This is a genomic window from Pseudoxanthomonas sp. Soil82, assembly GCF_040446535.1.
Classification (GTDB): Bacteria; Pseudomonadota; Gammaproteobacteria; order Xanthomonadales; family Xanthomonadaceae; genus Pseudoxanthomonas; species Pseudoxanthomonas kaohsiungensis.
Map to the genome: position 1 here is coordinate 366,076 of NZ_JBEAAK010000005.1, position 12,771 is coordinate 378,846.

The following is a 12,771-nucleotide window of genomic DNA, read 5'->3' on the forward strand; positions in this document are numbered from 1 at the left end:
GCATCGGCAAGAAGCAGCGGGGCGAGCCCCGCTCTACGGGGGCCGTCGTGAAACCGGGCCTGCCCGGCTGGCCACGTCCGCTGGCGCGGCATTGGCAGAAAGCAGCGGGGCGAGGGATGCCGTCGTAGAGCCGGGCTCGCCCGGCTGGCCACGCCGGCTGGCGCCGCATTGGCAACACGCAGCGGGGCGAGCCCCGCTCTACGGGGGCGGGAACACCGCGCGGGCGTCGCGTGCCGGCACGGGCACGCCCAGCTCGCGCGCGGCGGCGCGCCAGGTGTCGAGGCGGTAGACGTCGTCGAGCCACGCATCACCATCGCCGGCAGGCGGCAGCCAGCCCAAGCGGCGAAACTGGCCCAGGAACCATTCCCCGTCCGCCCGCCACGGGTAGTTGGCCTGGCCATCGGCATGGAACTGCAGCGCCTGGTGCGGCGGCAGGCTGCCATCCGGGACCATGCAGGCTTCCAGCCTTGCCACCGGCAGGCCGATCGCCTCGGGCACCGACAGCCACCGCGCCGCCTGGCGGCGATGGTCCGCGCCGGCGTCGAGCCAGCGGCAGGCATCGAGCACCACCGCGGTCAGCGCCGTCGCCAGTTCCGGCTGCAGGGCGGCGAAGTCGCGGCGGCAGGCCAGCACCTTTTCCGGATGTCCCGGCCACAGCTGGCCGCTGCGCAGCACGCGGCGCCCGGCACCGGTGGCCTCGGCCTGCTCGCCCCAGGGTTCGCCGGCACAGAAGCCGTCCAGGTCGCCGTCGGCCAGCGCCTGCGGCATCTGCGGCGGCGGCAGCGTGACCGCCTCGATGTCGCGCATCGGGTCCACTCCCTGCGCCGCCAGCCAGTGGTAGAGCCACAGCGCGTGCGTGCCGGTCGGGAAGGTCTGCGCGAACACCGGCCGCCGCGGCAGCGAGCGCAGCGCCTGCGCCAACGGCGGCCCGCCGCTGGCGGCGCCGGCCAGCGCGTCGGCCAGCGGCGGCGACAGCGCGATCGCCTGGCCGTTGCGGTTCAAGCCCGCCAGCACGGCCAGGTCGGCCTGGGGCCCGCCGATGCCGGTCTGCACCGCCAGCACCAGCGCGGCCATCGCGTGGGCCGCGTCCAGCTCGCCCGACAGCAGGCGGTCGCGCAGCGTGGCCCAGGACGATTGCCGGTGCAGGCGCAGCGCCAGCCCATGCCGGCGGTCCAGTCCCAGGTGCACCGCGGCCACCAGCGGCGCTGCGTCGAGCAACGGCATGAAGCCGATCTCGAGCGTGCGGGGATCGTTGGCGGCGCGGGTCGTCATGCTCGGTTCCTTCTCATCGCAGGCTTACAACAGGTCGGCCATGGCCACGATCCGGCGCGCCACGTCGGCCAGCTTCAGGCCCTGGTTCATCGCCTGCTGGCGCAGGGCGGCGTAGGCCTCGGCCTCGCCCATCCCGCGCCGTTCCATCAACAGCGCCTTGGCGCGGTCGATGTCCTTGCGGTCCTCCAGGGTGCGTTCCAGCGCGTCGAGCCGCTGGCGCACGTGTGCCTGCTGCTCGAACCGTGCCAGCGCCACGCTCAGCACCGGCGCCAGCCGCGCCGGGGACAGGCCGTCGACCACGTAGGCGGCCACGCCGGCGCCGACCGCGTCGCGGATCAGCGCGTCGTCGCCGTCGGCCGAGAACATCACCACCGGCCGCGGCGCGTGCCGGTGCAGCATCGCCAGCTGCTCGAGCGTGTCGCGCGAGGGCGATTCCACGTCCAGGATCACCACGTCCGGCTGCTGCTCCTGCACCGCCTTGAGCAGCCGGGCGGCGACCGCCACGTGCGGCAGCACCTCGTAACCGGCCGCGCGCAGCGCCTGCGCCAGGTCGGCGATGGGCTTGTCCGTATCGTTGACCAGCAGGACGCGGAGCATGGGCGCGGGCGGGCCGGGCAGAGGGGGGGCGGGTTCGATGTTGCCATGCAACATTAACCGGCGGCGAGCCCCGCCCGGGCCCGGAGCCTTCCGCGGCCACGGGCCGCGGCACCACCCCGGGCCGGATTGACCTGCATCAAGGACAGCCGGGCGGCGCGCCCCTAGCCTGTCCGCATGGCCAGCCTGCCCCCCCTGTTCGACCCGGACCTGCTGCGGCGCCACGACAAGCCCGGGCCACGCTACACCTCCTATCCGACCGCGCCGCAGTTCGGCGCCGGCTTCGGCGAGGTGGACCTGCGCCGGATGGCCGCGGCCACCAACGGCGACCCGATCCCGCGGCCGATCTCGCTGTACCTGCACATCCCGTTCTGCACCAGCCCGTGCTTCTACTGCGGCTGCAACCGCATCATCACCCGCGACAGCGCGCGCGGCGCGGCCTACCTCACCCGCCTGTACCGCGAGATCGCGATGGCCGCGGCGATGTTCGACCGCGACCGCGACGTGGAGCAGGTCCATTTCGGCGGCGGCACGCCCAACTTCCTCTCCCCGGAGCAGATCGCCGAGGTGCTGGACGTGCTCCGCCACCACTTCCGCTTCGCCGCCGGCGAGCGCATGGACTGCTCGATCGAACTGGATCCGCGCTTCATCACGCCCGCCGAGGTCGGACAGCTGGCGCAGGCCGGCTTCAACCGCGCCAGCCTCGGCGTGCAGGACTTCGACCCGGCGGTGCAGCAGGCGGTCAACCGCGTGCAGGGCGTGGAGCAGACCCTGGGCATCATCGAGGCCTGCCGCGCCCACGGTTTCCGCTCGGTGAACGTCGACCTGATCTACGGCCTGCCGAAGCAGACGCTCGATGGCTTCTCGCGCACGCTGGACATCACCCTGGAGGCGCGCCCGCACCGGCTGGCCATCTACGGCTATGCGCACCTGCCGAACCTGTTCCGCCCGCAGCAGCGCATCGACGCAGCGGAGCTCCCCAGCCCGGAAGCCAAGCTCGACCTGCTGCGCCTGGCGATCGAGCGGCTCGGCCAGGCCGGCTACCAGTACATCGGCATGGACCATTTCGCCCTGCCCGACGACGAACTGGCGCGCGCGCAGCGCGAGGGCGGGCTGCACCGCAACTTCATGGGCTACACCACGCACGCCGAGAGCGACCTGGTCGGGCTGGGCGTGAGCGCGATCAGCCATATCGGCGCCAGCTTCAGCCAGAACCCCCGCGACATCGCCGGCTGGGAGCAGGCCATCGACGCCGGGCGCCTGCCGGTCTGGCGCGGCATGGCGCTGGACGAGGACGACGTCATCCGCGCCGACGTGATACAGGCGTTGATGTGCCACGGCGCACTGGACTACGACGCGCTGGGCCAGCGCCACATGATCGACTTCCGCGAGTACTTCGCCGACGCGCTGGCGCAGCTGCCGGCACTGCGCGACGACGGGCTGGTGGAGCTCGATGAGGGGGGCCTGCGCGCGACCTCGCGCGGACGGCTGCTGCTGCGTATCATCGCCATGTGCTTCGACCGCTACCTCGCCACCACCGCCGACGCGGCCACGCCCCGTTACTCCCGCACCGTCTGAGTGCGCCGGGAGCCACTGCGTGAGCCCATCGCGCCCGCCGGGCCCGCCCGCGCGAACGGTATTCCCGCGGACCAGCCCCTCGGTCCTGGCCGACGACGGCGACGCCCTCACCTTCTGCACCACCTGCGCATTCTCCCAGGCGTGCCTGTCCGAGGGCATGGACAAGAGCGCGCTGATGGACCTGCACGTGCTGGTCGAGCACGTCGGTCCGCTGCATGCCGGCGAGCACGTGTTCCGCGAGGGCGACCCGTTTACCGCCATCGCCGCGGTGCGCGCCGGCACGGTCAAGACCTACCAGGTCGACCGCAACGGCCACGAGCAGGTGCTCGGCTTCCATCTCCCGGGCGAAGTCATCGGCCTCAACGCGATCCACGGCGACCGCTACCCGTGCAACGCCATCGCCCTGGACACGGTGATGCTGTGCCGGTTCTCGTTCCCGCGGATCGCGACCCTGGCCCAGCGCCTGCCGAACCTGCAGCAGCACCTGTTCCGGCTGATGAGCCATGACATCGGCGTGGCCTCGCTGTTCGCCCGCGACAACAGCGCCGACGAGCGCATGGCCGCGTTCCTGATCGGGCTGTCGCGGCGGCTGGCCGCGCGCGGCTTCTCGCCGCGCCGCTTCCAGCTGACCATGTCGCGCACCGACATCGCCAACTACCTGCGCCAGGCGCCGGAGACGGTGAGCCGCGTGCTGCGCCGCTTCGAGCAGGACGGCCTGTTGCACATCAAGCAGCGCGACGTCGAGATCGTCGACCTGCCGCGGCTGGAAGCCCTGGCCCTGGCGGTGTTGCGTTCGTAGAGCGGGGCTTGCCCCGCTGCTCTTCGCAGCACGCTGCAGGATGCAGCAAGGGCAGCGGGGCAAGCCCCGCTCTACGTGGGGACGGACAGTCGGACGCATGGCGGCTGGTTCGAGGCGACTGGTTCGCGCCTGGCCTCCGGCCCCGCTCATGGTGGCGTCGCGGCCGCATCGCACGGCCGCAGGCGTTCCTCGTGCAGGATGCCCAGGACGTGCGCGATCACTTCCGGGTCGCTGTAGAGCGTGTGGCCGCGGTCGACCACCCGGGTCGAGTCGGCGCCCGGCAGCCATGCGCTGGCCAGCGGCACCACGCCATCGCCGCCCTGGCCGTGCAGGTCGCCGGCGATGGTGTGGTAACGGACGCCGGCCACCGGCAGCAGCGATTCGCCCGCGCGCCGCACCGGCTGCATCGCCTGCAGGGTGGAAATGCTGTTGAGCCGTGCGAACCGGTAGCTTTCGGCCACTTCCGGGCGGACCGCGTGCGGATGGTCGCGCGCCAGCCGCTTGAGCGCCTGGATCTCCGGAGCGCACCGGCCGACCAGCACCCGCGCAGGCGGCCGGCCAGGCTGGACGCGGTCGGGCTGCCCTTGTGCGGGGCGGCGAGCATCACCAGCGCGCACGCACCCGGGTAAGGCCTGAGCAGGAAGGTGTCGCGGATGCCGGCGAGCTCGTCGGCAGGCCCCGGCACCCGCTCCGGCGGCCGACATCGGCGCGGCGCGCCATCGGCCCCGGCTTGACCTGCGTCATGGAGCCGGCCGCGGTGCGCGCCGAACATGCGGCCATTCCCCGCAGGAGAGAACCGCGCCATGAATTCCACCCGCAAGCTTTGGGCAGGCCTGGCGGTCCTGCTCATCGCCTCGTTCGCCGCCCTGCTGTGGGTCGGCAGCGAGATCCACCGCCAGGCGCCACCGATGCCCGAACGGGTGGTCAGCACCGACGGCAGCGTGGTCTACACCCGCCAGGACATCGAGACCGGCCGCCAGGTGTGGCAGTCGATCGGCGGCCAGCAGCTGGGCTCGATCTGGGGCCACGGTGGCTACGTCGCCCCGGACTGGGGCGCGGACTGGCTGCACCGCGAGGCCGAGGCGATCCTCGACCGGTGGGCGCAGCGCGAACACGGCGTGGACAGCTACAAGAAGCTGGACGCGCCCACCCAGGCCGCCTACGCACGGCGCGTGCAGGACCTGCTGCGGCCGAATACCTACGACGCGGCCACCGGCACGATCACCATCGACGCCGACCGCGCCGCCGCGATCCGCACCGTCGCCGCGCACTACGTCGACCTGTTCGGCACCGACCCGGCCACCGCCGGGCTGCGCGAGGCGTACGCCATGCGCAACGACACGGTGCCCGACGCCGAGCACCGTCGCCAGCTGGGCGGCTTCTACTTCTGGGCGGCCTGGTCCTCGGTGACCGAGCGCCCGGGTTCGGACATCACCTACACCGCCAACTGGCCGCACGACGAGCTGGTCGGCAACACGCCGCCGTCGAACCTGTTCATGTGGACGGTGTTCAGCGTGCTGTTCCTGGTCGCCGGCATCGGCCTGCTCGGCTGGCACTATGCGGCCAACCATGGCGAGGAGATGTCGCCGGTCCTGCCCAAGAGCGACCCGCTGGCCTCGATCAAGGTCACCCCGTCGATGCGCGCCACCGCCAAGTATTTCTGGGTGGTGATCGCGCTGTTCCTGGTGCAGATCCTTCTGGGCGCGACCACCGCGCACTACCAGGTCGAAGGCCAGGAGGCGTACGGCTTCGCCCTGTCCGAGATCCTGCCCTACGCGCTCACCCGCACCTGGCACACGCAGCTGGCGGTGCTGTGGATCGCGACCGCGTGGCTGGGCATGGGCCTGTACATCGGCCCGGCGATCTCCGGGCATGAGCCGAAGTTCCAGCGCCTGGGCGTCAACGTGCTGTGGACCTGCCTGATCGTGATCGTGGTCGGCTCGTTCGCCGGGCAGTGGCTGGCGGTCATGCAGAAGCTGGGCCTGGACAAGAACTTCTGGTTCGGCCACCAGGGCTGGGAGTACGTCGACCTGGGCCGCTTCTGGCAGTGGTTCCTGTTCATCGGCCTGCTGCTTTGGCTGACCCTGGTGGGCCGCGCGCTGTGGCCGGCGATGCGCACGGGCACCGAGTCGCGCTCGATCGTCAGCCTGCTGTTCCTGTCGGTGGTCGCGATCGGCATCTTCTACGCGGCCGGGCTTATGTGGGGCGAGCACACCCACCTGTCGATGGTCGAGTACTGGCGCTGGTGGGTCGTGCACCTGTGGGTCGAGGGCTTCTTCGAGGTGTTCGCGGTGGCCGTGATCGCCTTCCTGTTCACCCGCCTGGGCCTGCTGCAGACCCGCACCGCGACCATCGCCGTGCTGTTCGCCACCATCGTGTTCATGGCCGGCGGCGTGCTGGGCACCCTGCACCACCTGTACTTCACCGGCACGCCGACGGCGGTGATCGCCCTGGGCGCGAGTTTCTCGGCGCTGGAAGTGGTGCCGCTGGCCTACGTCGGCTTCGAGGCCTACCACAATTACAGGCTGGGCAAGGCCACGCCGTGGATGGCCAGGTACAAGTGGCCGATCATGTTCTTCCTGGCGGTGTCGTTCTGGAACCTGGTGGGCGCCGGCCTGTTCGGCTTCCTGATCAACCCGCCGCTGCCGCTGTACTACATGCAGGGCCTGAACCTGACCGCCAACCACGGCCACACCGCGCTGTTCGGCGTGTACGGCATGCTCGGCATCGGCCTGATGCTGTTCTGCCTGCGCGGCCTCAAGCCGGACCTGAAGTGGAGCGACAAGCTGCTGGGCACTTCGTTCTGGGCGCTCAACATCGGCCTGGCCGGCATGTCCGCCTTCACCCTGTTGCCGCTGGGCATCCTGCAGCTCAACGCCGCGATCAAGCACGGCTACTGGTACGCGCGCTCGGCCGAGTTCATGCAGCAGCCGATCGTCGACCTGCTGGTGTGGATGCGGGTGCCGGCCGACACGCTGTTCAGCGTCGGCGCGGTCGCCCTGGCCTGGTTCGTGTTCCGCCTGTGGGTCGCGCCGAAGCGCGAAGCGCCGGTGCCTTCGGCGACCGCGGTGGCTGCTGCCGCGATCACGGCCAAGTACTGATCCACGCAGCAACGGCTACATCCATCGGGGCCGCCTACGTGCGGCCCCGATGCGTTGCAGGCCAACTTCCGATGGATTGAATCCGGTGTCCGGCGTGGCGCCGGTAGAGCGCAGCATCGGGCGGCGAGCCGGCGGTGCTGCGCCGCCGGCTCCGCCGCGCGAGCTCGACTAGCCTTGCCCGCTGCGGCAGCCGCAACCGCAGCACGCGTCCGCGCCCGCGTCATCCGCGGCGGTGGACAGCGTGGCCGGCTCGCCCAGTTCGCGCAGGATCCGCACCACCTCGGCCTCGGGCAGCACGGTAAGCACCTTCATCCGCCCGCTCGCCGCTTCCAGCGCGACCTGCGCATCGGGGTCGAGCCGCCGCAACGCGGTGTTGATCATGGCCAGGCGCGAGAGCCGCGCGGTCGGGTCGGACAAGGTGTCGGGCAGGCTGGTCATGCGGCGGCTCCGGTGGTGGGTGGTGGGTGGGTGGCGCATGGGCGCCGATGGCGGTGATGGACGATGCCGTCGACTGTAGGCAGTGGTGGCCGGAGCAGCCTTGACCGGTGTCAAGGCGCGTACCGGCGCGCGCACGCACACTCGATCCACACCCGCGCTGGAGCCTTCGCATGAGCGTGCTGCACCTGGACCTGCGCGACAGGCCGCCACCCGAACCGATGGAGCGCATCCTCCAGGCACTGCCGATCCTCCCGGACGGCTGGCGGCTGGTGGCGCTGACCCCCATGCGTCCCCTGCCGTTGTTGCCGATACTCGAAGCCGACGGCTACGCGTGGCGCGTGCTCGACCTCGAGCAGGGCGGCGCGATGGTGACCATCTGCCGCGGCCAGGAAGCGCACCTGCTGGACCGCGCCGACGGCCGATGACCGGCCTGGCCTTCGGCCAGGCGCCGCCGCCATCGCTGCCGCTTCGCTTCCTGCTGGCGGCGCCGGCCTGGGGCGTGGTCGCCGGCGCGTGGCTCGCGCTGCATGGCGCGGAAATCATGGCCTCGCGCTGGACGCCGGCCACGCTGGTGCTGGTCCACGTCCTCGCACTGGGCGTGCTGGGCAACGCGATGCTCGGCAGCCTGGTCCAGTTCCTGCCGGTGGCGGCGGGAAGCCCGATGCCGGGACGGCGCGCCGTGCCGGCGCTGCACCTGGCGTTCAACGCCGGCATCGCCGCGCTGCTGCCCGCGCTGGTCCCCGGCACGGCGGTGCCGGCATCGCTGGCGGCAGTCTTGCTGGGTGGATCGCTGTGCGCATTCGCCACCCTGGCGCTGGCCGGGTTGGCACGCGGCAGCGGCCCCTTCGCGACGCGCGCGGGCATCGCCGCCGCGCTGCTGGCCCTGCTGGCGACGATGGCGATGGGCCTGCGCCTGCTCGCCGCGCGCCACGGCTGGCTCGGTCCACTGGCCTGGCCGCTGGTCGACCTGCACGCGGCCACCGGCATCGGTGGCTGGATGCTCGGCTTGCTGGTGGCGGTGGGCGCGACCGCGATGCCCATGCTGCAGGGCACCGCGGCATGGACGACACGGCAGGTCGCGATCGCCTGGGCGCTGCTGGCCACCGCGCTGGTGGTCGCCGCCGCAGCCGCCGCCGGCGCCGTGCCCGCCCCGGCGTGGCGCGTGGTCGCGCTGCCGCTGGCGCCCCTGGCATTGGCCGCGTGGTGGCGGCAATGGCGGGCGCCGCACCACCGCGGCCCGGTCCTGCGGCGCTTCTGGGCCAGCGGCTGCATCGCCCTGCTGTTCGCAGTTGCTATCGCCGCCTGGCCGGAACCGCTCGCGTTCGACCGCACGCTGGCGGTGGCGGCGCTGGTGCTCGCCGTGGCGCTGCCCCTGCTGGTGGTAGGGATGCTGCTGGAGATCGTGGCGTTCCTGGCCTGGATCCGGCTACGCCAGCAGGTGCCGCGCGGAACGCGGATCCCCGGCGTCGGCAGCCTGTTCCCCGGACCGGACAAGCGCCGGGTCTGGACGTTGCACGTGCTGGCGTCGCTGGCGACGGTCGCCGCGGTGGCCCGGCCGACGATCGCCGGCGCGGCTGGCATTGCGATGGCCTGGGCCTACGCGGCAACGCTGCGCGGCGCATGGCGCTGCTGGCGGACGCCGCTCAGTAGCTGAAGTTGAGCTTGACCCAGGCGGTGCGTCCCGGCTCGTTGATCCGCTCCGGGTCGGCGGGGTAACCGAAGGCGCTGTTGCCGGCCAGGTTCAGGTGCTCGCTGTAGGCGCGGTCGAACAGGTTGTCGATGCCGGCGGCCAGCTGCAGCCGCTCGTCGAAACGGTACCTGCCATTGATCGAGAACACCGCGAAGCCGGCGCTCGGGCCGAGGTCGCGGCCCACGACATTGCCCTGGTCGGTCTTGACCCGCTCCTGCGCGGCGGCGATGCGCAGCAGCGCGCCCCACGACCATGCCGCACGCTCGCCGCTGGCCGACAGCCGCGCTTCCAGCGGCGGCATCTGCGGCAGCGGGCCTTCGCCGGTTTCGCCCCACGCATAGGCCAGGACGCCGGACAGCTTCAGCCCGTCGCGCGGCTTCCAGTCCACGCCGGCCTCGCCGCCGGCGATGTCGGCGTCGAGGTTCCGCGCGCGCGTGGTCGAACCCATCATGCCGCCACCCAGGTAGTCGAACACGATGTAATCGTCGATGCGGCCGGCGTAGGCCGTCAGCCACGCCTCGACACCGCCCCGGCGCCACTGCAGTCCTGCGTCGAGCTGGGTGGTGCGCTCGGGCTGCACGCCGGCGAACGCGTTCGGCGCGCCCGCCGGGCCGCTGGTGGGCGAGAACAGCTCCCAGTAGTCGGGCATGCGCTCGGCATGGCCGATGCCGGCGTACCAGCCGGCCGCCGTGTCCATGCCGTGCTCGTAGCGGATGAATCCGCCGGGCAGCGTGTCGCCGCGGCGCTGGCCGGCGGTGGGGTTGGGCATCGGCATCATCCCGTTGCCCGTGGTGGCGCGCAGGTCCTCGACCCGGGTACGGTCGATGCGCAGGCCCGACATGAGGTGGTGCACGTCGCTGAGGTGCCAGTGCGACTCGGCGAACGCGCCCAGCGTGCGGAAACCCGCGTCGTCGGTCCACGGCTGCGCCAGGTACGTACCGCGACCCGTCGCGCTGCGCTTGCGGTGCTCGCTCTGCCGTCCGTCGACGCCGGCGGTCACTTCCCAGCGGTCGCGCTGCCAGGTCAGCGCCGCGCGCCCGCCCTGCGTGGTGTCGCCGACATTGCTGGCCATCGGCATCGGCATGCTGCTGCCCGGGTCGGGATCGCGCAGGCTGTAGTTGTCCATGACGTGGTCGACCTCGTTGCGGTAGACGTTGGCCGCCACCGCGTCGAGCACGCCGCCGATGTGCTTCTTCTCGAAGCGCAGGCCGACGCCGTCGCGGCGGAAGCGCGCGCCGTCCATGCCGCGGCCGGCGTAGCGCGCCTGCGCATCGCCGGTGCCGGCGGACAGTTCCAGCACGCTGTCCGGGTCGGGCGTCCAGCCCAGCGCCGCGTCCGCGTTCCACTTGCGCCATGCCGACGGCACCTCGTCACCGTTGCCGTCGCGGTAGTCGTCGGCCTCCGAACGGTTGGCCGACAGCCGCGCGTAGCCGGCGGTAGTGCCGGCGCTGATGTCGGCGACCTGGTCGTTGCGGTTGCGGCTGCCGGCGAGCAGGCTGCCCTGCGCGCGCACGCCGGGGCGGTCGAAGTACGGGATCTCGCGCTCGAACCGCACCGTGCCGGCCGAAGCGCCGCCGCCCCACAGCACCGTCTGCGGACCCTTGACCACGGTCAGCCGGTCATAGGTCTCCGGCGCGATGTAGGACATCGCATTGTCCATCCGCGAGGGGCAGGCGCCGCTGAGCGCGCCATCGTTGGTCAGCAGCGCGATGCGCGAGCCGAACATGCCGCGCAGCACCGGATCGCCATTGGTGCCGCCGCTGCGCAGGGTCGAGAACCCGGGGATGGTCTTCAGGTAGTCGGCGCCGTCGCTGGCCGGCACCGGTTGCCGTGGCAGCCTGGGATCGGTGACGAAGGTGCTGGCGGCGATCGGCGCCACGCCCAGCACCACCACGCCGTCGAGCGTGGCGACCGCGGCGTCCTGCGCGGGATGGGCATGGTCCGGCGCGGCCGATGCCGGTCCCGGGGTGGCCGCGGCGGCGAGGGCCGCGGCAAGCAGTGCGCGCTTCATGGGTCGTTCCTTCCCGATCGGTCCGTTTTGTCGGTTGCGATTCTGGGCCCGTGCCTGCGCGCCGCCATTGGACAAAACGTCCACTCCGCCGTTCGCTTGACCTGCGTCAACCGGAACGCCGGCGCCTGCGCCGGCTTGATGCAGATCAATGAATGGGCGCCGCCCTGGCCCCAACCTTCGTGCCGTGAACAACGACCGAAGAGAGAAGACCATGAAGACCCGCCACCATCCCCTGCTCGCCTGCGCCCTCGCCGGCGCGATCGCTGCCACGCTCGCCGGCCACGCCGGCGCCGCCGGGCCCGCCGCCGGCGCACCGCTGGAAACCATCCAGGCGGTGTTGACCGCCCCGCCGCACGTGCCGGCGCCGATCACGCGCAAGACGCCGGCCAAGGTCGTCGTCGACCTGGAGATGGTCGAGAAGGACATGCCCCTGGCCGACGGCGTGACCTACAACTTCTGGACCTTCGGCGGCACGGTGCCGGGCAGCTTCATCCGCGTGCGCGAAGGCGACACGGTCGAGTTCAAGCTGAAGAACCACCACAGCTCGCACATGTCGCACAACATCGACCTGCACGCGGTCACCGGCCAGGGCGGTGGCGCCGAAGCCACCTTCACCCTGCCCGGCAAGGAAACGCAGTTCACGTTCAAGGCCCTCAACCCCGGCCTGTACGTGTACCACTGCGCCATGGCCCCGGTGGCCATGCACGTGGCCAACGGCATGTACGGCCTGATCCTGGTCGAGCCGGAGGAAGGACTGGAACCGGTGGACCAGGAGTTCTACGTCATGCAGGGCGACTTCTACACCGAAGGCGCCCACGGCGAGCCGGGGCTGCAACCCTTCAGCCTGGAGAAGGGCATCGCCGAGCACCCGGACTACGTGGTCTTCAACGGCTCGGTCGGCGCGCTGACCGGCGACAACGCCCTGACCGCGAAGGCGGGCGAGAAGATCCGCATGTTCGTCGGCAACGGCGGCCCGAACCTGGTGTCGAGCTTCCATGTCATCGGCGAGATCTTCGACAAGGTCTACGTCGAGGGCGGCACCAAGTACCAGGAGAACGTGCAGACCACGCTGATCCCCGCCGGCGGCTCGGCGGTGGTGGAGTTCAAGGCCGACGTGCCCGGCAACTTCGTGCTGGTCGACCACAGCATCTTCCGCGCCTTCCACAAGGGCGCGCTGGGCATCCTCAAGGTCGACGGCGAGAAGAACCCGGCGATCTACACCGGGCAGCAGCACGACATCGAGTACCCCGAAGGCACGCCGCAGGGCAGCAAGTAAGAGGCCCCGGGA

General features: G+C 71.7%; 11 protein-coding genes. 6 read left to right on the forward strand and 5 right to left on the reverse strand.

Annotated features, from left to right (window positions below):
- Positions 1–198: 198 nt before the first annotated feature.
- Both ABKA19_RS15400 and ABKA19_RS15405 read right to left on the reverse strand, forming a co-directional pair.
- Positions 199–1,272 carry a CmpA/NrtA family ABC transporter substrate-binding protein gene (locus ABKA19_RS15400; protein ID WP_353689644.1) on the reverse strand — a complete coding sequence of 358 codons (1,074 nt, stop codon included), beginning with the start codon at positions 1,270–1,272 and terminating at the stop codon, positions 199–201.
- A gap of 24 nt (positions 1,273–1,296) precedes the next feature.
- Positions 1,297–1,869, reverse strand: a complete 573-nt coding sequence (locus tag ABKA19_RS15405; protein WP_162377910.1) for an ANTAR domain-containing response regulator — start codon at positions 1,867–1,869, stop codon at positions 1,297–1,299.
- A gap of 174 nt (positions 1,870–2,043) precedes the next feature.
- Here ABKA19_RS15405 and hemN point away from each other — a divergent pair, with 174 nt between their 5' ends.
- Both hemN and ABKA19_RS15415 read left to right on the forward strand, forming a co-directional pair.
- Positions 2,044–3,444 (forward strand): oxygen-independent coproporphyrinogen III oxidase, encoded by a 1,401-nt coding sequence (gene hemN, locus ABKA19_RS15410; RefSeq protein ID WP_353689645.1) that lies wholly within the window; start codon positions 2,044–2,046, stop codon positions 3,442–3,444.
- Positions 3,445–3,463: 19 nt separating this feature from the next.
- On the forward strand, positions 3,464–4,243 hold the full coding sequence (locus ABKA19_RS15415; protein WP_374319999.1) for a helix-turn-helix domain-containing protein: 780 nt from the start codon (positions 3,464–3,466) through the stop codon (positions 4,241–4,243).
- A 146-nt stretch (positions 4,244–4,389) separates the two neighbouring features.
- Here ABKA19_RS15415 and ABKA19_RS15420 read toward each other — a convergent pair whose 3' ends face one another.
- The gene (locus ABKA19_RS15420) at positions 4,390–4,785 is read right to left on the reverse strand and encodes a hypothetical protein (protein WP_353689646.1); all 396 of its coding nucleotides are present in this window, start codon (positions 4,783–4,785) and stop codon (positions 4,390–4,392) included.
- Positions 4,786–5,046: 261 nt separating this feature from the next.
- Here ABKA19_RS15420 and ABKA19_RS15425 point away from each other — a divergent pair, with 261 nt between their 5' ends.
- Positions 5,047–7,344 (forward strand): nitric-oxide reductase large subunit, encoded by a 2,298-nt coding sequence (locus ABKA19_RS15425; protein WP_353689647.1) that lies wholly within the window; start codon positions 5,047–5,049, stop codon positions 7,342–7,344.
- A gap of 168 nt (positions 7,345–7,512) precedes the next feature.
- Here ABKA19_RS15425 and ABKA19_RS15430 read toward each other — a convergent pair whose 3' ends face one another.
- Positions 7,513–7,782, reverse strand: a complete 270-nt coding sequence (locus tag ABKA19_RS15430; protein WP_353689648.1) for a hypothetical protein — start codon at positions 7,780–7,782, stop codon at positions 7,513–7,515.
- A gap of 170 nt (positions 7,783–7,952) precedes the next feature.
- Here ABKA19_RS15430 and ABKA19_RS15435 point away from each other — a divergent pair, with 170 nt between their 5' ends.
- Both ABKA19_RS15435 and ABKA19_RS15440 read left to right on the forward strand, forming a co-directional pair.
- Positions 7,953–8,207 (forward strand): DUF2249 domain-containing protein, encoded by a 255-nt coding sequence (locus ABKA19_RS15435; RefSeq protein WP_353689649.1) that lies wholly within the window; start codon positions 7,953–7,955, stop codon positions 8,205–8,207.
- The gene (locus ABKA19_RS15440; RefSeq protein ID WP_353689650.1) at positions 8,204–9,436 is read left to right on the forward strand and encodes a hypothetical protein; all 1,233 of its coding nucleotides are present in this window, start codon (positions 8,204–8,206) and stop codon (positions 9,434–9,436) included. The genes ABKA19_RS15435 and ABKA19_RS15440 overlap by 4 nt, the downstream gene beginning before the upstream one ends.
- On the opposite strand, the gene ABKA19_RS15445 is transcribed toward ABKA19_RS15440, so the two are convergent.
- Positions 9,426–11,483: a TonB-dependent copper receptor gene (locus ABKA19_RS15445; protein WP_353689651.1), complete on the reverse strand. Its 2,058-nt coding sequence runs from the start codon at positions 11,481–11,483 to the stop codon at positions 9,426–9,428. The two genes, ABKA19_RS15440 and ABKA19_RS15445, sit on opposite strands and share 11 nt — an antisense overlap.
- A 211-nt stretch (positions 11,484–11,694) precedes the next feature.
- On the opposite strand from ABKA19_RS15445, the gene nirK reads away from it, so the two are divergent.
- Positions 11,695–12,759 (forward strand): copper-containing nitrite reductase, encoded by a 1,065-nt coding sequence (gene nirK, locus ABKA19_RS15450; protein WP_162377918.1) that lies wholly within the window; start codon positions 11,695–11,697, stop codon positions 12,757–12,759.
- Positions 12,760–12,771 lie beyond the last annotated feature (12 nt).